Consider the following 20,225-nt stretch of genomic DNA (forward strand, 5'->3'; position numbering starts at 1 on the left):
AGTGACTTAAACAGCCTGTGACCAGCACTGACGCTCGGTAAAAACTTCCTGGGAGATCAGTCGAAGTCCGGGTCGAGCCCGTGCAGGGGGAACGCGGCCCGCCGCGTGGCCAGGATCGCGCGGTCCACGGCGTCGTCCGGGTCGTAGCCGGACTCCCAGCCCGTGAAGGTGGCGGGCTCACCGTCCGTCATCGTCTCGGGGGTCTGCCGGTCCAGGGTCGCCTCCACGTGCGCCCGCCACGACGCCGGCAGCGGGGTCGCCGGGTCCAGGGGCTGCTGGGACGCCTCGGCGACCAGGTGGGCCCAGGTCCGCGGCACCACGTCGACGACCTCGTACCCCCCGCCACCGAGGGCGAGCCACCGGCCCTGCGACGCCTCGTGGGCGAGGGCGTGCATCGCCGCCGAGGCCACCCGCTGGGCGTCGACGGAGACCGTCAGGTGCCCCAGCGGGTCCAGGGCGTGGGTGTCGCACCCGTGCTGGGTCACCAGCACGTCGGGGGCGAAGGACCGCACGAGCTGCGGGACCACCGCGTGCACCGCCCGCAACCAGCCCGCGTCCCCCGTGCCCGCCGGCAGGGCGAGGTTGACCGCGCTGCCGTGGGCGTGCGGGCCGCCGAGCTCGTCGGCGAAGCCGGTCCCCGGGAAGAGCGTCGTGCCCGACTCGTGCACGCTGACCGTCAGCACGCGGGGGTCGTCCCAGAACACGGCCTCGGTGCCGTCGCCGTGGTGGCAGTCCAGGTCGACGTAGGCGATGCGCCCGGCACCCTCGCGCAGCATGGCCACGATGGCCGCCGCGGCGTCGTTGTAGACGCAGAACCCGCTGGCGCAGCCCGGTTTGGCGTGGTGCATGCCCCCGCAGAAGTTCACCCCGTGCAGCGTCCGGCCCGCGACGAGGGCGCGGCCGAGGTCGACGGAGCCGCCCACGATCCGGGCCGCGGCCTCGTGCATCCCCGGGAAGGCCGGGTCGTCCTCGGTGCCCAGGCCGAAGACCTCCTGGGCCTGGCGCGGGTCGGCCGAGGCGGCCTTCACCGCCTCGACGTAGGCGTGGTCGTGCACGGTGCGCAGCAGCTCGTCGTCGGCGGGTTCGGCCCCCACGACGGTGACCCCGGGCCGGTCGAACAGGCCCAGGTCGGCGCACAGGCGCGCGGTCAGGTCCAGCCGGACGGGGGCCATCGGGTGCCACCGGCCGAAGTCGTAGCGCGTGAACGCCTCGTCCCAGACGACGCGCACCTCGTCCCGGCCCGCCGCACCCGTCCCGTCGGCCACGGCTCAGCCCCCCGACAGCTGCTGGGAGCGGGCCGCGGCGGCCTCCACCGCGGAGATCAGCGCCGCCCGGACGCCGGAGTCGTCGAGCTGGCGCAGCGCGGCGGCCGTCGTGCCCGCCGGGGACGTCACCTGCTCGCGCAGGACGGTCGGGTGCTGGCCGGTCTCGCGCAGCATCGCCCCGGCCCCCACCACCGTCTGGACCACGAGCTCGGTGGCCGTGGCGCGCGGCAGGCCCAGCAGGACCCCCGCCTCGACCATCGCCTCCACCACGTAGAAGACGTAGGCCGGCCCGGACCCGGACAGCGCGGTGACGGCGTCCAGGTGCTTCTCGGCCAGCACGACCGTGCGCCCGCACGAGCGCAGCAGGTCCTCGGCCTCGGCCAGCTGCGCGTCGGCGCACGAGGACCCGGCCGCGAGCGCCGCCATCCCCTCGTCGACGAGGGAGGGCGTGTTCGGCATGACCCGCACGACGGACGTCCCCGCCGGCAGCCGGGCCTCGATGGCCGCGGTGGTGACCCCGGCGGCCAGGGAGACGACGAGCGCGTCGGCGTCCAGGTGCGGGGCCAGGGAATCCAGCAGCGCGGGCAGGTCCTGCGGTTTGACGGCCAGCAGCACCGTCCGCGCCCCGCGCACGGCGGTGACCTCGCCCGTCACGCGGACGCCGAAGCGCTCGTGCAGCTCCCGGCCGCGACCGGCCCGGCGGTCCACGACGAGGACGTCGTCGGCGGACCGTCCCGCGCGCAGCAGACCCCCCAGCAGGGTCTGGCCCATCACCCCCGCACCGACCAGCGCCAGCTTCACGCGCGTCCCCCTCCGTCCACCCGGGTCCTCATCCCGTCACCTCCGGGGTCCGCGCGAGGTGCTCGCGCGCGAAGGCCAGCGTGCGGGCCAGGGACTCCTCCCGGGCCGCGCGGCCCCGGGCCCGGCGCGTGTTGACCTCGGCGACGACGGTCCCGCCGAACCCGGTGCGGGCCAGCTCGGCGAGGGCCGCGGCCACGGGCTGGGTGCCGTCGCCGGGCACGAGGTGCTCGTCCTTGGCCGAGCCGGTGCCGTCGCACAGGTGCACGTGGGCCAGGCGGGCGCCGAAGGCGCGCGTCAGCTCCAGGCAGTCCTGCTCCGACGTCGCGGCGTGGGAGTAGTCCAGCGTCAGGTTCCGGTAGCCGAGGTCGGTCGGGTCCCAGCCGGGGGCGTAGGCGACGAGCTCACGGCCGCGGGCGCGCCAGGGGAACATGTTCTCCACGGCCATCGTCACGCCCGTGCGCACCTCGAGCGCCTCGATCCCGGCGACGAACCCGCTCGCGTACTCGCGCTGCCAGCGGAACGGCGGGTGCACGACGACGGTGGAGGCGCCCAGCGCGGCGGCCAGCTCGGCGGAGCGTTCGAGCTTGCCCCACGGGTCCCCCCGGCCCCACGTGCGCTGCGTGAGCAGCAGCGTGGGGGCGTGCACGGACAGCACGGGCACCCCGAAGTGCTCCACGAGGCGGCCCAGGGCGGCCGCGTCCTGGCTGACGGGGTCGGTCCAGACGAGGACCTCGACGCCGTCGTAGCCCAGGCGCGCGGCGATCTCGAAGGCGGCCGTCGTCGACTCCGGGTAGGAGCACGTCGTCGACAGCCCCACCCGGACCTGGCTGCCGGGCAGGTTCCCGGGGGGCGTCGCTTCCACGGCGCCCACGCTAGTTCCCCGCGCCGACGACGCCGTGCCCGCCGTCCACGGCCCCGGCGGTGATGGCGTCCAGGCGGCGCAGGATGACGCCCTCGCGCAGCGCCCAGGGGCAGACCAGCGCCTCCTCCACGCCCAGCAGCTCGAAGGCGGCCTCGGCCACGAGGGCCCCGGCCAGGACCTGCGGGGCGCGCTCGGCGCTGACGCCGGGCAGCTCGGCGCGCTGGCGGGCGCTCATGGCGACCAGCTTCGGCACCCAGGGGGCGAGGTCGTCGCGGCGCAGGACGCGGCGCACCGCCGGCCCCTCCGCGGCGGGGGCCGCGCCGGTGAGCCGGGCCAGGCTGCGGAAGGTCTTCGACGTCACGACGACGTGGTCGGGGGTGCCGGCGCGGGCCACGTCGCGCACCCGGGAGGCGACCTGCTGGCGCACCCAGCGGCGCACGTCGCGCACGGCCTCCGGTGCGGGCGGGTCCCCGGCGAGCCGGTCGCGGGTGAGGCGGCCGGCGCCCAGCGGCAGGGAGAAGGAGACGTCCGGCGCCTCGTCCAGGCCGGCGGCGACCTCCAGGGAGCCCCCGCCGATGTCGAGCACGAGCAGCCGGCCCGCCGACCAGCCGAACCAGCGGCGCACGGCGAGGAACGTCAGGTCGGCCTCGGCGGTGCCGGGCAGCACCTGCAACCGGACGCCGGTGGTGCGCTCGACGTGGTCCAGGACGTCCTCGCCGTTGACGGCCTCGCGCACGGCCGAGGTGGCGAACGCGAGCATCTCGGTGACCCCGGCGTCCTCGGCGGCGGCGGCCGCGGCGGCGACGGCGTCGGTGAGCGCCTCGATGCCCGCGTCGTCGATGGCGCCGTCGAGGGTCAGGTGCTCGGCCAGCCGCAGCAGGCGCCGGGTGGAGTTCGCCGGCAGGGGGTGGGCCCCGGGGTGGGCGTCGACGATCAGCAGGTGGACGGTGTTGCTGCCCACGTCCAGGACACCCAAGCGCACGCCGGAACCCTAGTGGACGACGGCGGGTGCCCCGCGCGGCCGGCGGGCGCGCCTACGCTGCTGCGGTGAGCGTGGAGACCCCGTTGGACACCGCCCGGTTGTGGCTGGAGTTCCCCGACCCCCAGGACGTGACGGACGGGAACGACCCCGAGGACCAGCCCGGGACGGTCTACCGGGTCGACCTGACCTGGCTCACGAGCGACTACACGTGCATCTTCGGCGACGGCTGCCCCGGGATCTACGCCGACCGCCCCGACGTCGGGTGCTGCGCGCTGGGGGCCCACTTCACGGAGGAGGCCGACGAGGAGCGCGTCGCGGGGGTCGTCCGGCGGCTGACGCCGGAGGTCTGGCAGTTCCACGACGAGGCCCGCGCCGGCGGCTGGACGGAGGTCGAGGACGGCGAGCGCAAGACGCGCGTGCACGAGGGCGGCTGCATCCTGGCCAACCGGCCGGGTTTCCCCGCCGGCGCCGGCTGCGCGCTGCACCTGCAGGCCCTGCGCGACGGCGTCGACCCCCTGACCTACAAACCCGACGTGTGCTGGCAGCTCCCCCTGAAGCGCTCCTACCGGACGGTCACGCGCGGGGACGGGTCCACGTACCTGGAGGTGAGCATCGCCGAGTACGACCGCCGCGGCTGGGGCGAGGGCGGGCACGACCTGGACTGGTACTGCACCGGCAACCCCGCCGCCCACGTCGCCGAGCGGCCGGTGTTCCGCAGCTGCGAGAACGAGTTGCGCGAGATGATCGGGGACGCGCCCTACGAGGAGCTGGCCCGGCACTGCGAGGCGCTCGTGGCGCGGACGCGGTCGGGCTCGGCGCACCGGCGGCTGCTGCCGCTGACGGTCCACCCCGCCGACCGGCGCCGGTGACGAGCGGGTGAGCGGCGTCGTCCCCAGCCCGAACATCTGGGACTCCCCCGACGTCTACGAGCTGGAGAACCTCGCCGTGGACCGCGGCGGGCTCATCGAGGCGACCATGCGGGAGATCCACGACTGGTCCGGGCTCGACGTCCTCGACGTCGGGTGCGGCGCCGGGTTCCACCTGCCCCGGTTCGCGGCGAGCGCCCGCTCGGTGACCGGCGTCGAACCGCACCCGCCCCTCGTGCGGCGGGCCCGGGACCGGGTGGCGGGGGTCCCGGGAACCCGTGTGCTGCAGGGCGAAGCGGGGTCGTTGCCGCTGCCGGGGGCGAGCGTCGACGTGGTCCACGCCCGCTGGGCGTACTTCTTCGGCCCCGGCTGCGAACCCGGGCTGGCCGAGCTCGACCGCGTCGTGCGCCGGGGCGGGACGGCGTTCGTCGTGGACAACGACGCCACCCGCTCGACGGTCGGCCGGTGGTTCGCGACGTCCCTGCCGTCCTACGACCCCGTGGCCGTCGACCGGTTCTTCGCCCGCCGCGGCTGGGCCGCCGAACGGCTCGACGTGGCGTGGGAGTTCGACTCCCGCGCCGACCTCGAGGCCGTCGTCCGCATCGAGTTCGCCCCCCGGCTGGCCGAGGCGTTCCTCGCCGGCCACCCCGGCACCCGGGTCGACTACGCCGTCGTGCTGCGCCACAAGGGGTTCTGAGGCCCCTCCCGGCCCGGCCGCCGGGCCAGGTGCTCACGGGCCTGCTGCTCCGGCAGCGGCCTGGCGAAGTGGTAGCCCTGACCCCACGTGCACCCGGCCCGGGCGACCAGCCGGGCCACCTGGTCGGTCTCGATGCCCTCGGCGACCGTCGTCAGCCCCAGCCCGGAGGCGAGCGCGGCGATCCCGGACAGCACCGCGACGCCCTGGTCGTCGGCGACGTCGTCGAGGAACGACTTGTCGATCTTGAGCTTGTCGACGGGCAGCCGGCGCAGGTACGACAGCGAGGAGTAGCCGGTGCCGAAGTCGTCCAGGGCCGTCTGCACCCCCAGCGAGCGCAGGCGCAGCAGCGTCTCGCGCGCGGCGGACAGGTCCGCGACGGCGGCGCTCTCGGTCACCTCCAGGCACAGCACGGCCGGGTCGACCGCGTGCCGGGCCAGGGCGTCGGCGACGAACCCGTCCAGACCGGGCTGCAGCAGCTGGTGGGCCGAGAGGTTGACGCTGACGAGCACCCCGCCCCCGGCGGCGGCGCGGAACCCGGCGGCGGCCCCCAGGGCCTCGTCGAGCACGAAGGCCCCCAGCTCCAGGATCGTCCCGGACTCCTCGGCGACGGGGACGAAGACGGCCGGGGAGACCGTCCCGCGGCGCGGGTGCTCCCAGCGCACGAGCGCCTCCACCCCCACCGTCGACCCCGCGGCGAGGTCGACGAGCGGCTGGTAGACGACGCGCAACTGCCCCTGGCCGACGGCCTGGCGCAGGTCCGCGGCGAGCTCGGCGCGCTCGTGCCGGGCGTCGAGCAGGCTGCGGGAGAAGGGGACCGCGCGGTCCCCACCGGCGGCCTTGGCCGCGGTCAGGGCCACGTCGGCGTGCCCGAACAGCTCCCGGACCCGGTCGTGGCCGTCCGGGTCCGCCGGGGCCGGGCGGTCCGGCCCGCCGGCGGGACCGGCCAGCGCCGTGCCGACCCCGGCGGTGACGACGACGGAGCGCCCGCCGACGGCGACCGGTTCGCGCACCGCGCGCACGCACCGCTCCCCGAGGACGGCGACGGCCTGCCCGACGACCCGTTCGGTGCCCGTGACGAGCAGGGCGAACTCGTCCCCGTCGAGGCGGGCGACGACCGCGTCCCCGCCGGCCACCCGCGTGAGCCGTTCGGCGGTGCGGCGCACGACGTCGTCACCGGCGGAGTGGCCCAGGCGGTCGTTGACGGCCCGGAGCCCGTCGAGGCCGATGAGCACCAGACCGCAGGTCGCCCCGGCCGCCCGGGCGGTGGCGAGGGCCTCGAACAGGCTGCGGCGGTTGGGCAGACCGGTGAGCCGGTCGTGGTCGGCCACGAAGCGCAACGCCTCCAAGGCGTGCTTCTCCTCGGTGGTGTCGACGCAGTTCCAGATGACGCCGGCGACGCTGCGCTCGTGGCGGGCGTCGCTGAACCGCACCCGGACCCAGCGCACCTCCCCCGTCCGCAGCACGAGGTAGCGGTGCTCGGAGTCCACCGGCGCGGCCCCCGGCAGGCAGGCCCGCCGCAGGGCCTCGCGGGCGCGGTCGCGGTCGTCGGGGTGGATCCAGTCGAAGGCGTCCATCCCCAGCAGGGCCCACCGGTCGAGGTTCCAGCGGCGGCTGAAGGAGGGGCTGAGGAACCGGACGGTGCCCTCGGGGCTGGTGACGAGCACCTCGTCGGCCGCCTGCCGGGCCAGGGCCTCGTACCGGGGGGAGACGACGGGCACCCCCAGCCCGCGCAGCCGGCGGCCGATACCGGACAGGTGACGGGGGTTCACGAGGCGACCCCCGCGGCCGGGGCGCCGGCGCCGTGCACGACGACGGTGTCGCGGCCGGCGTCCTTGGCCGCGTAGACGGCCCGGTCGGCGTCGGCCAGGGCCCGTTCCCAGGGCCCGCGGGCCGCGCCGACGCTCACGGTCACGACCCCGCCGCGGGGGTGGGGCAGCGCCAGGTCGCGCACCGCCGCGCGCACCCGTCCACCGGCCACGTGCAGGTCCCCCTCCCCCGGGTCCTCCCCGGCACCGACACCGACACCGACCTCGTCACGGTCACCGTCCTCCGCTCCGGCCCCCACGTCGAGCACCACGACGAACTCCTCCCCGCCGAAGCGGGCCACGACGTCGGTGGGCCGGCACGCCGCGGCGAGGGCGTCGGCCACCAGCCTCAGGGACCGGTCCCCCTCCAGGTGGCCGAACCGGTCGTTCAGCTCCTTGAAGTGGTCCACGTCGACGAGCAGGACGCCCGCCCGGCCCGCGGCGCGCGGGTGGGCCGTGACGCGCTCGAGCAGCCCGCGCCGGTTGAGCAGCCCCGTCAGCTCGTCGCGGACGGCGGCCCGGGCCAGGGCGGCGATGAGCTCCTCGCGCTCGGCGGCCAGCCGGCGCTCGCGGCGCTCGGTGAGGAACCGGGCCCGTTCGCTCTCCTCCACGGTGCCGGCCAGGACGAGGCCGAACAGGCCGCTGACGGCGACCGCCAGGAGCGCGGCGAGCTGCAGGGCGAGCGGGTCGGTCCCCACGTACCACTGCCCCCAGGCGACGGCGGCGACCATCGCCAGCAGCGTCCCGCCGGCCCCCCGCACGTCGTTGCGCAGCAGGGTGCCGAAGAAGACGACGACGACGAAGACGCCCCCGAAGTAGGCCCCCTCCAGGGCGCCGGGGGCGCTGCGCTGGAGGACGGCGACGACCACGACGACCAGCACGGCGGCCCCGGCGACCAGCGGGGCGTCGAGGCGGGTGCCGGGGTGGGCGGCGATCCGCCGCGTGCGCAGCCACAGCCCCGCGGCCACGACGGGGGTCACCAGCCCCAGGCGCAGGCCCAGGGACAGCCCGAGGACCTGCGGGGCGAGGACGAGGTCGATGAGGACGTACAGGTCGAAGAAGACGAGACCGAGCACGGCCGTGGGCAGGAACCACCGCGAGCGCGCCGCGTTGCGGACCACCTGGAACTCCCGCTCCAGCGGCGCCTCGAACCGCCGCGGCAGCAGGCTGCCTCCTCGGCGCGGTCCTCTCACCGTGGAGGTGTCGGCGGCCCGCGGCGGCCTCCGGAGCCGGCTCACCCGCCCGGCCCAACGGGGCCGGGGCGACCCGTTCGGCACCTGGGTCGCCGTGCAGGGCCCCGAGCGTGGATGATGGAGGCATGAGCGCGCACGCCACCCCGCCGGTCCAGCACGAGGAGCAGCGGGCCCTCAACCCCGTCAAGTGGCCCAAGCCCAACGCCGGCACCGTCGCCGCCCTGGCGATCTGGGTCGTCGGGCTGTTCCTGTCCGGCGTGGTCCCGCTGCTGCTGCTGGGGTCGGACCCCTACGAGGCGGCCCCCGGTGGCCGGATCGCCGTCGGCCTCAGCTTCACCCTCGTCGGTGCGCTCGTCATGGTCTTCTCCGCCTACCTGCTGTACCGCAAGAGCGGCAGCATCGGCGCCGCGATCCTCGCCTTCGTGCCCAGCTTCGTCATGGCCACGCTCGGCATCCTCATGACGACCATGAAGGTCCTCTACGGCACCTGACCGGCACGGCGCCCGACCGACGGCCCCCCGCTCCGCCACGACCCCCGCACCGGCACCGGTGCGGGGGTCGTGTCGTACCCGGCCCCTACGGTGCAGGACGTGCCCGCCAAGAGCTCCGCCCGCCCGTCCGCGAAGTCCCGCCCCGCCTACAAGTGCGCCGAGTGCGGCTGGACGACGGCCAAGTGGGTCGGCCGCTGCGGGGAGTGCCAGGCGTGGGGCACGGTCGAGGAGGTCGGCACCGCGCCGGTCCGCACCACCGTGGCCGCCCCCGTGCGCGAAGCCGCCCGCCCCATCGCCGACGTCGACGTCGAGGCCGCCCGCGCGACCCCGACGGGGGTGGACGAGTTCGACCGCGTCCTGGGCGGTGGCCTGGTGCCCGGGGCGGTCGTGCTCATGGCGGGCGAGCCGGGCGTGGGCAAGTCGACGCTGCTGCTCGACGCGGCCTCGCGCGCCGCGGCCACGGGCCGCACGGTGCTCTACGTCACGGCCGAGGAGTCCGCGGCCCAGGTGCGGCTGCGGGCCGAGCGGATCGGGGCGCTGCGGCCGCGGCTGCTGCTGGCCTCGGAGACGGACCTGGCGACGGTGCTCGGCCACGTGGAACGGTCCGACCCGGACCTGCTCATCGTCGACTCGGTGCAGACCGTCGCCTCCGCCGAGGTCGAGGGGGCCGCCGGCGGGGTCTCGCAGGTCCGCGAGGTCGCCGGCGCCCTCATCGGGGTGGCCAAGCGCCGGGCCCTGGCCACCCTGCTGGTCGGGCACGTGACCAAGGACGGCTCGATCGCCGGCCCGCGCACCCTGGAGCACCTCGTCGACGTCGTCTGCCAGTTCGAGGGCGAACGGCACTCCCGGCTGCGGCTGCTGCGGGCGGTGAAGAACCGGTACGGCCCCACCGACGAGGTCGGCTGCTTCGACCTGGGCGAGGACGGCATCGTCGGCCTGCCCGACCCCTCCGGCCTGTTCGTCTCCGGGACACCGGAACCGGTCGCGGGCACGTGCATCACCGTGACGCTGGAGGGCCGCCGGCCCCTGCTGGCCGAGCTGCAGTCGCTGGTCTCGACCGACACGGCGCCCGGCAACGCCCGGCGCGTCACGAGCGGTCTGGACTCCAGCCGGATGGCGATGGTCCTGGCGGTGGTCCAGCGGCGCCTGGGCGTGGCCCTGGGCAACCGGGACACGTTCGTCGCCACGGTCGGCGGGGTGAAGCTGACCGAGCCGTCGGTGGACCTGGCCGTGGCCCTCGCCGTGGCCAGCGCCGCGAAGGACCGGCCGATCCCCGCGGGCACCATCGCGGTCGGCGAGGTGGGGCTGGCCGGGGAGGTGCGCCGGGTGACCGGGGTCCCCCGCCGGCTCAGCGAGGCCGCGCGGCTGGGGTTCACCACCGCGATCGTCCCGAAGGGGTCGCTGGGGGACGGAGCGGCACCGGCCGGGTTGCGGGTGCACGAGGTCGAGACGCTGTTCGACGCGTGCGCCGCCGCCCGACTCGTGTCGTCGTGAAACCGTCCGCCGCGGGTCGCCCCCCGATCGGCCCAGTGCACCGCTAGACTCCGCGCAGGTTCGTGGTCGTGACGTGCGAGGTTCGGAGGTGGCCGGTGGTGGACCGCACCCCCGAGGAGGTCCTCCGGGCGACGCTGGCGACGGTGGCCCCGGGGACGGAGCTGCGCGACGGTCTGGAACGCATCCTGCGCGGCCGCACCGGTGCCCTCATCGTCCTCGGGTTCGACCGGGTCGTGGACTCCCTGTCCACCGGGGGTTTCGCCCTCGACGTGGAGTTCTCCGCGACGCGCCTGCGGGAACTGGCCAAGATGGACGGCGCGATCGTCCTGGACCGCGACGTCTCGCGCATCGTGCGGGCCGCCGTGCAACTGGTCCCCGACTCCTCGATCGAGACCAGCGAGTCCGGGACCCGCCACCGCACCGCCGAGCGCGTCGCCAAGCAGACCGGTTTCCCCGTCATCTCGGTCTCGCAGTCCATGCGGATCGTGGCCGTCTACACCGGCAACCGCCGCTACGTGCTCGAGGGGTCCGACGCGATCCTCGGCCGGGCGAACCAGGCCCTGCAGACGCTGGAGCGCTACCGCGCCCGGCTCGACGAGGTGACGGGCACGCTGTCCGCCCTCGAGATCGAGGACCTGGTGACGGTCCGGGACGTCTGCTCGGTCGTGCAGCGCATCGAGATGGTCTCCCGCATCGCCGACGAGATCTCCGGCTACGTCGTCGAACTCGGCGTCGACGGCCGGCTGCTGTCCCTGCAGCTCGACGAACTCGTCGGGGGCGTCGGGCCCGACCGCGAACTCGTCGTCCGCGACTACCTGGAGGCCTCCCGCCACGAGGGCCCGCCCGACGTCGTGCTGGAGGCGCTCGCGGGCCTGCACTCGGCCGACCTCGTGGACCTGGCCTCGGTGGCGCGGGTCCTGGGTTTCTCCGTCGGCGGGGACTCCCTGGACTCGGCGGTCTCCCCGAAGGGTTTCCGCCTGCTCAACCGCGTCCCGCGCCTGCCCGGGGCCATCGTCGAACGCCTCGTGGACCAGTTCGGGGACCTGCAGAAGCTGCTGGCCGCCAGCATCGACGACCTCATGACCGTCGACGGCGTCGGCGAGCAGCGTGCCCGCGCGGTGCGCGAGGGGTTGTCGCGGCTGGCCGAGAGCTCGATCCTCGAACGCTACGTCTGACCCGCGTCTGACCCGCGTCTGACCCGGCCCGCGCCGCGGCGCCTCAGCCGGTGAGGGCGACGGTCACGGGTGCGGCGTCCACGCCGTCCCAGGAACCGGCGACCGTGTAGGTCCCCGGCTCCACGGCCGCCTGCCCGGTCGGGCACCCGGCCTCCGAGCGCTGGCGCGACCAGGTGGTCGTCTTGGACCGCGTGCCGTCGGGGTCCAGCTCGGCGGTGACCGACTCCCCCCTGGTCTGGCAGTCGGCGCTGGACCACACCGTCGCCCCCGCGGCGTCGGTGACCGTCAGGACGCGCACGGCGCTGCTGGTCTCCACGGTGCACGCCGTCCCGGACGTGTTGCGCACCGTCAGGACGAGGTTCGGCGCCTTGCCGGGACCGTAGGTGGTCGCCCGGGTGGTCAGGGAGACCTCCAGCGCCGCGTCCGGGCAGGCCCCGGCCGCGGTGGTCGCGGTGGCCGTCGTGGTCTGCGTGCTCGCCGTCGCGCCGGGGCTCTGCGTCGAGGTGCCGGTGGGGCTGCCCGACGGCGAGGCCGTCGGGGACTGCGCCTGCGTGGTGGTGACCGTGCTGGGGTCGAGCTTCGTGGGGCCCTGGGCCGCCGCGTCGTCGGACGTCGTCAGGGCCTTGATCCCCACGCCCGCGAGCACGACGATCACGACGAGTGCGAGTACGACCACGAGGCGTCGTCGCCAGTAGGTGCCCTTGTCCTCCGGTCCGACCGGGTGCAGGACGCTGCTCACCGGGCGAAGGTAGGTGCCGGCCCCGGTGCGGTGGTGGAGGCGCGCCGCGGCCGGCGTGCGACGATCCAGCGCGATGAGCACGACCCCCGACGCAGCCCCCCTGGACGACCTGCACGCCCGGGTCCTGGACTGGTACGCCGACCACGCCCGCGACCTGCCCTGGCGGGCCCCCGACCGCACCCCGTGGGGCGTCCTGGTCAGCGAGGTGATGCTGCAGCAGACGCCGGTCGCGCGGGTCCTGCCGCGGTGGCTGGAGTGGCTGGACCGCTGGCCGACGCCGTCGGACCTGGCCGCCGCGGCCCCGGGGGAGGCCGTGCGGGCGTGGGACCGGCTCGGCTACCCCCGGCGGGCGCTGCGCCTGCACGCCGCGGCCGTCGCCATCCGCGACGAGCACGGCGGGCAGGTGCCGGCGGAGCACGCGCAGCTGCTGGCCCTGCCCGGGGTCGGCGCCTACACGGCCGCGGCCGTCGCCTCCTTCGCCTTCGGGCAGCGGCACGCCGTGGTCGACACCAACGTCCGGCGCGTGCACGCGCGCGCCGTGACGGGCGCGGCCGAACCCGCGACCGCCCTGACCGCCGCCGAGCAGCGCCTCGCGGTCGCCCTGCTGCCCGCCGAGGCCCCCACCGCCGCCCGCTGGGCCGTCGCCGTCATGGAGCTCGGCGCCCTCGTCTGCACGGCCCGCTCCCCGCGCTGCGGGGACTGCCCCCTGCTGGAGCGCTGCGCCTGGGTCCTGGCGGGCCGCCCCGCCCACGACGGCCCCGCCCGCCGCGGCCAGGCGTGGGCCGGGACCGACCGGCAGGTGCGCGGCAAGCTGCTCGCCGTCCTGCGCGCCGCCGCCGACCCGGTCAGCGCCACCGAGCTCGCCGCGTGCTGGCCCGAGGACCGCCAGCGGGCCCGCTGCCTGGACGGGCTCGTCGCCGACGGCCTCGTCGAACCCCTCGACGACGGCCGCTACTGCCTGCCCCGCACCTGACCCCACCGCCCGACGGGGTGGCCGACGGGGTGGGGTCGTTGACGCATCGCGCTCATAGGTTCGGCGCTTTGCGTCAACGACCCCGCCCCGCAGCGCCGGACAACGACCCCGCCCCGCAGCGGGCGGGTCAGTCGTCGGTGGACCCGCGCAGGCGCTTGGTCTGCCCGCGACGGCGCTTGGCGTCCAGGCGCCGGCGCTGGGAACCGCGGGTGGGGCGGGTGGCCCGGCGGGTCGCGGGGGGCGGGGCGACGGCGAGCGCCAGCAGGGACCGCAACCGCTCCGCGGCGGCCGCGCGGTTGCGCAGCTGCGCGCGGTGCTCCGAGGCCGCCACGGTGACCACGCCGTCCACGAGCCGGTCCCGCAGCCGCTCCAGCGCCCGCTCGCGCAGGTCGTCGGGCACCGACGGGGAGCGGAGCAGGTCGAAGGACAGCTCCACGCGGGAGTCGGTCGTGTTGACGCCCTGCCCACCGGGGCCGGAGGAGCGGGAGAACCGCTCGCGCAGCTCGGCCTCCGGCACGGTGAGGCGGCGGTTGACGACGAGGTCCACGGGCGGGCCTAGGCCGCCCTGGCACCAGCGGCCGGCGGCGCGGGCCGTCCCCGGCTCACAGGTGGCTCTGCACCTCGTCGAGGACCTGGGCGGGACCGCCCTGGACCCGGACGCGGAAGCCGGGCTCGTCGGGCTGCAGGTCCTCCAGGGTGTCGAGCTGGCTGCGCAGCAGGGACGCGGGCATGTAGTGCCCCTCGCGGTGCGTGAGCCGGTCCTGGAGCACCTCGTCGGGGACCTTCAGCTCGCAGAAGACGACGGAGGCGTTGCCCTCGGCCAGCAGGTCGCGGTAGGCGCGCTTGAGCGCCGAGCACGTGACGACGGCCGACTCCCCCACCGCCTCGCGCTCGGAGATCCAGGCGGCGATGGAACGCAGCCACGGCCAGCGGTCCTCGTCGGTCAGGGGCTGCCCGGACCGCATCTTCTCGACGTTGGCCCGGCTGTGGAACTCGTCGCCCTCGGCGTACGTCCAGCCCCGGGTCTTGGCGAGGTCCTGGGCCAGCGTCGTCTTCCCGCTGCCCGAGACCCCCATGACGATGACGGTCGTGCTCATGCCCCTCCTCGTTCCGGTGTCGCTGCCGGCGCTGCGGCCAGGCGCAGCATCCGGCTGTTGCCCAGCGTGTTCGGTTTGACGCGCGCCAGGTCGAGGAACTCCGCGACCCCCTCGTCGTGGCTGCGCAGCATCTCGGCGTAGACCTCCGGCTCGACCGGGGTCCCCTCGATCTCGACGAACCCGTGCCGTTCGAAGAACGCCGTCTCGAACGTCAGGCAGAACAGCCGGGTCAGCCCGAGGTCGTCGGCGCGGCGCAGCAGCGCGGTGAGGAGGTGGTGGCCGGCACCGGCACCCCGGACGGCGGGGTCGACGGCGAGGGTGCGCACCTCCCCCAGGTCCTCCCACAGCACGTGCAGGGCGCCGCAGCCGACGACGCGGCCGTCCAGCTCGGCGACGACGAACTCCTGCACGGCCTCGTACAGGGTGATGAGTTCCTTGCCCAGCAGGATGCGCCGGCGGGCGTAGGCCTCGACGAGGTCGCGGATCGCGCGGACGTCGCCCGTGCGGGCGGGACGGACCCGGACCTGCGGGGCGACCTCGGCGTTCGGCACCCGTCGATCCTGTCAGACGGCCGGTGGGGACCGGGACGCAGGACGGCCCGGCACCCCCAGGGGGTGCCGGGCCGTCCTGCGCGTGGACCGGGTGGGTCAGTCGTCGGTGCTCGTGCCGGTGTCGCCCACGGGGACGGTCACCGGCAGGTCCTCCTTGGACGTGCCCTCGAACGTGAAGGCGGCGTCCTTGCCCTCACCGGTCGTGTCCACCGAGACGATCTGGCCGGCGCGCAGGTCGCCGAACAGGATCTTCTCGGACAGGACGTCCTCGACGTCGCGCTGGATGGTGCGGCGCAGCGGGCGGGCGCCCAGGACCGGGTCGTAGCCCTTGGTGGCCAGCAGCACCTTCGCGGACGGGGTGAGCTCGATGCCCATGTCCTTGTCCTTGAGGCGGTCGTCCAGCCGCTTGATGAACAGGTCGACGATCTGGACGATCTCCTCCTGCGTCAGCTGCGGGAAGACGACCATGTCGTCGACGCGGTTGAGGAACTCGGGCCGGAAGTGCTGCTTGAGCTCCTCGTTGACCTTCGCCTTCATCCGCTCGTAGTTCGTCAGCTGGGTCTGGGACCCGGCCGCGAACCCGGTGCCGACGCCCTTGGAGATGTCCCGGGTGCCGAGGTTCGTGGTCATGATGATCACGGTGTTCTTGAAGTCGACCATGCGGCCCTGGGAGTCGGTCAGGCGACCGTCCTCCAGGATCTGCAGGAGCGAGTTGAAGATGTCCGGGTGGGCCTTCTCGACCTCGTCGAACAGGACGACCGAGAACGGCTTGCGGCGCACCTTCTCGGTGAGCTGGCCGCCCTCCTCGTACCCGACGTAGCCGGGGGGCGAGCCGAACAGGCGCGAGACCGTGTGCTTCTCGGAGAACTCGCTCATGTCGAGCTGGATGAGGGCGTCCTCCTCGCCGAAGAGGAACTCCGCCAGGGCCTTGGCGAGCTCGGTCTTCCCGACGCCGGTGGGGCCGGCGAAGATGAACGAGCCACCGGGGCGCTTGGGGTCCTTCAGCCCGGCGCGGGTGCGGCGGATGGCCTGGGACAGCGCCTTGATGGCGTCGTTCTGGCCGATGACGCGCTTGTGGAGCTCGGCCTCCATGTTGAGCAGGCGCGAGGACTCCTCCTCGGTGAGCCGCACGACGGGGATGCCCGTCGCGGTGGCCAGCACCTCGGCGATCAGCTCCTCGTCCACCTCGGCGACGACGTCCATGTCACCGGACTTCCACTGCTTCTCGCGCTCACCCTTCTGCGCGAGGAGCTTCTTCTCGTTGTCGCGCAGCGAGGCCGCCTTCTCGAAGTCCTGCGCGTCGATCGCGCTCTCCTTCTCGCGGCGGACGTCGGCGATGCGCTCGTCGAAGTCGCGCAGGTCCGGCGGTGCGGTCATGCGGCGGATGCGCAACCGGGCACCCGCCTCGTCGATGAGGTCGATCGCCTTGTCCGGCAGGTACCGGTCGTTGACGTAGCGGTCGGCCAGCGTCGCGGCGGCCACGAGGGCGGCGTCGGTGATGGAGACGCGGTGGTGCGCCTCGTACCGGTCGCGCAGGCCCTTGAGGATCTCGATGGCGTGCGGCAGCGTCGGCTCGGGGACCTGGATGGGCTGGAAGCGGCGCTCCAGGGCCGGGTCCTTCTCGATGTGCTTGCGGAACTCGTCCAGGGTGGTCGCCCCGACGGTCTGCAGCTCACCGCGGGCCAGCATCGGCTTGAGGATGCTCGCGGCGTCGATCGCGCCCTCGGCGGCACCGGCCCCGACGAGGGTGTGGATCTCGTCGATGAACAGGATGATGTCGCCGCGGGTGCGGATCTCCTTGAGGACCTTGCGCAAACGCTCCTCGAAGTCACCGCGGTAGCGGGACCCGGCGACGAGCGCGCCGAGGTCGAGGGTGTAGATCTGCTTGTCCTTGAGGGTCTCGGGCACCTCGCCGCGCACGACGGACTGGGCCAGGCCCTCCACGACGGCGGTCTTGCCGACGCCGGGCTCCCCGATGAGGATCGGGTTGTTCTTGGTGCGCCGCGAGAGCACCTGCATGACGCGCTCGATCTGCGGGTCGCGGCCGATGACCGGGTCCAGCTTGCCCTCGCGGGCGGCCTGGGTGAGGTTGCGGCCGAACTGGTCCAGGACCAGGGAGCCCGAGGGGGTGCCCTCCTGGGGGCCGCCGGCCGTGGCCGGCTCCTTGCCCTGGTAGCCGCTGAGGAGCTGGATGACCTGCTGGCGGACGCGGTTGAGGTCGGCGCCGAGCTTGACGAGCACCTGGGCGGCGACGCCCTCCCCCTCGCGGATGAGGCCGAGCAGGATGTGCTCGGTCCCGATGTAGTTGTGCCCCAGCTGCAGCGCCTCGCGCAGCGACAGCTCGAGGACCTTCTTGGCGCGGGGGGTGAAGGGGATGTGACCGGACGGGGCCTGCTGGCCCTGGCCGATGATCTCCTGGACCTGCTCGCGGACGGCGTCCAGGGAGATGCCCAGCGACTCGAGGGCCTTGGCGGCGACGCCTTCGCCCTCGTGGATCAGGCCGAGCAGGATGTGCTCGGTCCCGATGTAGTTGTGGTTGAGCATCCGGGCCTCTTCTTGGGCCAGGACGACGACCCGTCGGGCGCGGTCGGTGAACCTCTCGAACATGCGGCGCTCCTCGCGGGTGGTCGGGTCCGGACTGCACGGGAGGTGTTCCCCCGCCGGACCATTCCGATGCTAGTCCCGAGCTCTGACACTCTCACTCCCATCGGCGGCGCCCGGGGGCACCTGACGGTGGTCGTGGGTCGGTCGTGACCCGGTTGTCCTGACCAACCTGCGCCCGCGGCGGGGTGTTCCGCCACTTCGTTCGCCGTCGGCGCAACGCCTCCGGGCCGGCCGGTCCCCCGCTCAGGGCACCGGCGCCGGGGCGGGCGGGCCGGTGTAGCGGGCCGAGGGCCGCACGATGCGCGGGTCGCCGGCCTGCTCCAGGACGTGCGCGCACCAGCCGACGACCCGGCTGGTGGCGAAGGTCGGCGTGAAGAGCTCGGGCGGGACGCCGCACGTGGCCATCACCACACCCGCGTAGTACTCGACGTTGGCGTGCAGCGCCCGGCCCGGCTTCGCCTCGGCCAGCGCCGCGACGACCCGCTCCTCCACGGCGACGGCGCGCTCGCCCAGCTCCCCGCCCAGCTCCAGGGCCGTCTCGCGCAGCAGCACCGAGCGCGGGTCGGCCGTCCGGTAGACGGCGTGCCCGAACCCCATGACCCGCCGCCCCGCGGCGAGCTGCCCGTGCACCCAGGCGGCCGCCCGGTCGGGGTGGCCGATCTCCTCCAGCGCGGCCAGGGCGCGGTCGGGCGCACCGCCGTGCAGGGGGCCGGAGAAGGCGCCGAGGGCGGCCACGACCGCCGCGACGACGTCCGCGCCCGTGGAGGCCACGACGCGGGCGGTGAAGGTGGAGGCGTTGAAGCCGTGGTCGACGGTGGCCACGAGGTAGCGCCGCAGCGCCCGGACGTGCGCCGGCGGCGCCTGCGCGCCCGTCAGCATCCACAGCCAGTTCGCCGCCGCGTCCAGGTCCTCGCGCGGTGCGACGGGCGCCAGCCCGACTCGGGTGCGGTGCAGCGCGGCCAGCACCGTGGGCACGAGCGCGCAGACCCGCAGCGCGTCGGCGGCCCGCTGCTGCGGCGTGAGGTCCAGGACGGGCCGGGCCCCCTCGGCGGCCCCCAGCAGCGACAGCGCCGTGCGCAGCCCGGCCAGCGGGGGCCCGCCGGCGGCCGCGAGCGCCGGCAGGACGTCGGCGAGCACCGGCGGCAGGACCCGCAGCGGGGCGACCTCGGCGCGGAAGGCGGTCAGCTCGGCGGCCGAGGGCAGGTGCCCGCGGTGCAGCAGGAACCAGACGTCCTCGACGGTCCGCGTGCGGGCGAGGTCGACGGCGGAGTACTGCCGGTAGTGGAAGAAGCCCTCCTCGCCGCGGACGTCGCCGAGCCCGGTCGTGGTGACGACGACGCCGCGCAGGCCCGGGGGCGGCTCGTGGGGCGGCTCGTGGGGTTCGGGGGTGCCGGTGGGTGCGTTCACGGCAGGAGCGTGCGGACCTTGACCGGCCGGGGGCAACGTTGATCGGATCAACCGTGCCCCCGCCGAGGACCCCGCCGAGGACCCCACCAAGCGCGGCTCCCCCGGCCTCAGCCCTGTCCTCGGCCGAGGCCGCCCACCGGCTCGGGGTGCGGCGCGCGACGCTGTACGCCTACGTCAGCCGCGGTCTGCTGCACGCCCACCGCACCCCCGGCGGCAGCCTGTTCGACCCCGCCGAGGTCGAGGCCCTCGCCGCCCGCGGCCGGCGCCGGCCGGTGGGGACGGTCGAGACGGTCCACAGCGAGCTGACCTCCCTGGACGACGACCGGCTGCGCTACCGCGGGCAGGACGCGGTGGCGCTGTCGCGCACGCACTCCTTCGAGGCCGTCGCGCGCCTGCTGTGGACGGGGACGGCGACGCCGGGGCCGTTCGCCGGGGACCCGCGGCTCACGGCCGGGGTGGAGGCGGTGCTGCGGGGGTTGCCGGCGGGCACGCGGCCGGCGGCGCGGTTGCGGGTGGCCGTCGCGGCGGCGGGGGCGCTGCTGCCGGCCGAGGGCCCCTCTCCGGAGGAGGCCGGGCCCGACCCCGAACCGCTGCTGGCCGCCGTCCTGGGCCGCGGGGGCGCGGTCGCGGCGGCCGTCGGGGACGTGCTGGGTACTCCCGGGGGCTGGGAGCCCGCGCTGGTGCTGCTGGCCGACCACGGTCTCGCGGTCTCGACGGTGGCCGCCCGGGTCGCGGCCAGCGCGCGGGCCCGGTTGCCGGCGGTGCTGTCGGCCGCGCTGGGCGCGGCGGACGGGCCGCTGCACGCGGGGGCCCCGGCGGTGGCCCACCGGTTCCTCGAGCGCGTGCTGCACGAGGGGCCCGCGGCGGCGCTGGCCCCGCTGGCGGGCCGGGTGCCGCCCGGCTTCGGGACGGTGGTCCACACCCGGGCCGACCCGCGGGCCGAGGAGCTGCTCGACGTCGTGCCGGCCGGGGAGGTCGCGGCGGCGCTGCCGGGGCTGCTCGTGCACGTGCTGCGCACCCACGGCGCGGGGGCCCACCCCAACGTCGACCTCGCCCTGGCCGCGCACGCCCTGGCGCGGGGTCTGCCGCCGCACGCCGGGGAGTTCGTGTTCGTCGCGGCCCGGACGGCGGGCTGGGTGGCGCACGCCCTGGAGGAGTACCGGGCCCCGGCCCTGCGCTACCGGGTCCGCGGTCTTCACGGAACGTGATCTATCTAGAACTTC

Annotated in this window: 19 protein-coding genes; 7 read left to right on the top strand and 12 right to left on the bottom strand. The window is 75.5% G+C overall.

Annotation, left to right across the window (positions count from 1 at the left end; translation table 11 throughout):
• Nucleotides 1-56: 56 nt before the first annotated feature.
• From AB2L27_RS16500 to AB2L27_RS16515, 4 genes are all read right to left on the bottom strand, one after another.
• Nucleotides 57-1,172 carry an acetoin utilization protein AcuC gene (locus tag AB2L27_RS16500; protein WP_370442646.1) on the bottom strand — a complete coding sequence of 372 codons (1,116 nt, stop codon included), beginning with the start codon at nt 1,170-1,172 and terminating at the stop codon, nt 57-59.
• A 96-nt stretch (nt 1,173-1,268) separates the two neighbouring features.
• Nucleotides 1,269-2,066, bottom strand: coding sequence for a pyrroline-5-carboxylate reductase (gene proC / locus AB2L27_RS16505; RefSeq protein ID WP_370442583.1), 798 nt, complete (start codon nt 2,064-2,066; stop codon nt 1,269-1,271).
• Between the two features lie 28 nt (nt 2,067-2,094).
• Nucleotides 2,095-2,928, bottom strand: a complete 834-nt coding sequence (locus tag AB2L27_RS16510) for a sugar phosphate isomerase/epimerase family protein (protein ID WP_370442584.1) — start codon at nt 2,926-2,928, stop codon at nt 2,095-2,097.
• Between the two features lie 10 nt (nt 2,929-2,938).
• Nucleotides 2,939-3,910 (bottom strand): Ppx/GppA family phosphatase, encoded by a 972-nt coding sequence (locus AB2L27_RS16515; RefSeq protein ID WP_370442585.1) that lies wholly within the window; start codon nt 3,908-3,910, stop codon nt 2,939-2,941.
• Between the two features lie 65 nt (nt 3,911-3,975).
• Here AB2L27_RS16515 and AB2L27_RS16520 point away from each other — a divergent pair, with 65 nt between their 5' ends.
• Together AB2L27_RS16520 and AB2L27_RS16525 are read left to right on the top strand one after the other, a co-directional pair.
• On the top strand, nt 3,976-4,779 hold the full coding sequence (locus AB2L27_RS16520; protein ID WP_370442586.1) for a hypothetical protein: 804 nt from the start codon (nt 3,976-3,978) through the stop codon (nt 4,777-4,779).
• 7 nt (nt 4,780-4,786) lie between these two features.
• Nucleotides 4,787-5,473, top strand: a complete 687-nt coding sequence (locus tag AB2L27_RS16525) for a class I SAM-dependent methyltransferase (protein ID WP_370442587.1) — start codon at nt 4,787-4,789, stop codon at nt 5,471-5,473.
• On the opposite strand, the gene AB2L27_RS16530 is transcribed toward AB2L27_RS16525, so the two are convergent.
• Both AB2L27_RS16530 and AB2L27_RS16535 read right to left on the bottom strand, forming a co-directional pair.
• Nucleotides 5,440-7,242 carry a putative bifunctional diguanylate cyclase/phosphodiesterase gene (locus AB2L27_RS16530; RefSeq protein ID WP_370442588.1) on the bottom strand — a complete coding sequence of 601 codons (1,803 nt, stop codon included), beginning with the start codon at nt 7,240-7,242 and terminating at the stop codon, nt 5,440-5,442. The genes AB2L27_RS16525 and AB2L27_RS16530 overlap by 34 nt on opposite strands.
• Nucleotides 7,239-8,471, bottom strand: a complete 1,233-nt coding sequence (locus tag AB2L27_RS16535) for a GGDEF domain-containing protein (RefSeq protein ID WP_370442589.1) — start codon at nt 8,469-8,471, stop codon at nt 7,239-7,241. Before AB2L27_RS16535 ends, AB2L27_RS16530 begins: the two co-directional genes overlap by 4 nt.
• 125 nt (nt 8,472-8,596) lie before the next feature.
• Between AB2L27_RS16535 and AB2L27_RS16540 the strand changes: the two genes are divergently transcribed.
• The 3 genes from AB2L27_RS16540 (at nt 8,597) to disA (ending at nt 11,631) form a co-directional block, all read left to right on the top strand.
• Nucleotides 8,597-8,962, top strand: a complete 366-nt coding sequence (locus AB2L27_RS16540; protein WP_370442590.1) for a hypothetical protein — start codon at nt 8,597-8,599, stop codon at nt 8,960-8,962.
• Between the two features lie 99 nt (nt 8,963-9,061).
• On the top strand, nt 9,062-10,456 hold the full coding sequence (radA, locus tag AB2L27_RS16545) for a DNA repair protein RadA (protein WP_370442591.1): 1,395 nt from the start codon (nt 9,062-9,064) through the stop codon (nt 10,454-10,456).
• A gap of 95 nt (nt 10,457-10,551) precedes the next feature.
• Complete coding sequence (gene disA, locus AB2L27_RS16550) at nt 10,552-11,631, top strand: DNA integrity scanning diadenylate cyclase DisA (RefSeq protein ID WP_370442592.1); 1,080 nt, start codon at nt 10,552-10,554, stop codon at nt 11,629-11,631.
• A 43-nt stretch (nt 11,632-11,674) separates the two neighbouring features.
• Here the strand turns inward: disA and AB2L27_RS16555 are convergent, their stop codons facing one another.
• Entirely contained in the window at nt 11,675-12,370 is a 696-nt protein-coding gene (locus AB2L27_RS16555) for a hypothetical protein (RefSeq protein ID WP_370442593.1), read from the bottom strand.
• Nucleotides 12,371-12,443: 73 nt separating this feature from the next.
• Here AB2L27_RS16555 and AB2L27_RS16560 point away from each other — a divergent pair, with 73 nt between their 5' ends.
• Nucleotides 12,444-13,343 carry an HhH-GPD family protein gene (locus AB2L27_RS16560; RefSeq protein WP_370442594.1) on the top strand — a complete coding sequence of 300 codons (900 nt, stop codon included), beginning with the start codon at nt 12,444-12,446 and terminating at the stop codon, nt 13,341-13,343.
• Between the two features lie 127 nt (nt 13,344-13,470).
• Here AB2L27_RS16560 and arfB read toward each other — a convergent pair whose 3' ends face one another.
• The 5 genes from arfB to AB2L27_RS16585 all read right to left on the bottom strand — a co-directional run bounded on the left by arfB (nt 13,471) and on the right by AB2L27_RS16585 (nt 19,002).
• Nucleotides 13,471-13,890, bottom strand: coding sequence for an alternative ribosome rescue aminoacyl-tRNA hydrolase ArfB (gene arfB, locus AB2L27_RS16565; protein WP_370442595.1), 420 nt, complete (start codon nt 13,888-13,890; stop codon nt 13,471-13,473).
• A 55-nt stretch (nt 13,891-13,945) separates the two neighbouring features.
• Nucleotides 13,946-14,440: a gluconokinase gene (locus AB2L27_RS16570; protein WP_370442596.1), complete on the bottom strand. Its 495-nt coding sequence runs from the start codon at nt 14,438-14,440 to the stop codon at nt 13,946-13,948.
• On the bottom strand, nt 14,437-14,991 hold the full coding sequence (locus tag AB2L27_RS16575) for an amino-acid N-acetyltransferase (RefSeq protein ID WP_370442597.1): 555 nt from the start codon (nt 14,989-14,991) through the stop codon (nt 14,437-14,439). The genes AB2L27_RS16570 and AB2L27_RS16575 overlap by 4 nt, the downstream gene beginning before the upstream one ends.
• Nucleotides 14,992-15,087: 96 nt before the next feature.
• Nucleotides 15,088-17,598, bottom strand: coding sequence for an ATP-dependent Clp protease ATP-binding subunit (locus tag AB2L27_RS16580; RefSeq protein WP_370442598.1), 2,511 nt, complete (start codon nt 17,596-17,598; stop codon nt 15,088-15,090).
• 240 nt (nt 17,599-17,838) lie between these two features.
• A complete protein-coding gene (locus tag AB2L27_RS16585; protein ID WP_370442599.1) occupies nt 17,839-19,002 on the bottom strand; it encodes a citrate/2-methylcitrate synthase in 1,164 nt (387 codons plus the stop codon).
• A gap of 53 nt (nt 19,003-19,055) precedes the next feature.
• Between AB2L27_RS16585 and AB2L27_RS16590 the strand changes: the two genes are divergently transcribed.
• Nucleotides 19,056-20,210, top strand: coding sequence for a citrate/2-methylcitrate synthase (locus AB2L27_RS16590; protein ID WP_370442600.1), 1,155 nt, complete (start codon nt 19,056-19,058; stop codon nt 20,208-20,210).
• The last annotated feature ends 15 nt before the right edge of the window (nt 20,211-20,225 follow it).

The organism is Kineococcus halophytocola (genome assembly GCF_041276425.1).
Classification (GTDB): domain Bacteria; phylum Actinomycetota; class Actinomycetes; order Actinomycetales; family Kineococcaceae; genus Kineococcus; species Kineococcus halophytocola.

Excerpts from the sequence above, each read along its gene's own strand:
- AB2L27_RS16560 (WP_370442594.1), top strand. The coding sequence starts at position 12,444 with ATGAGCACGACCCCCGACGCAGCCCCCCTGGACGACCTGCACGCCCGG.
- AB2L27_RS16570 (WP_370442596.1), bottom strand. The coding sequence starts at position 14,440 with ATGAGCACGACCGTCATCGTCATGGGGGTCTCGGGCAGCGGGAAGACG.
- AB2L27_RS16540 (WP_370442590.1), top strand. The coding sequence starts at position 8,597 with ATGAGCGCGCACGCCACCCCGCCGGTCCAGCACGAGGAGCAGCGGGCC.
- AB2L27_RS16500 (WP_370442646.1), bottom strand. The coding sequence starts at position 1,172 with ATGGCCCCCGTCCGGCTGGACCTGACCGCGCGCCTGTGCGCCGACCTG.
- AB2L27_RS16580 (WP_370442598.1), bottom strand. The coding sequence starts at position 17,598 with ATGTTCGAGAGGTTCACCGACCGCGCCCGACGGGTCGTCGTCCTGGCC.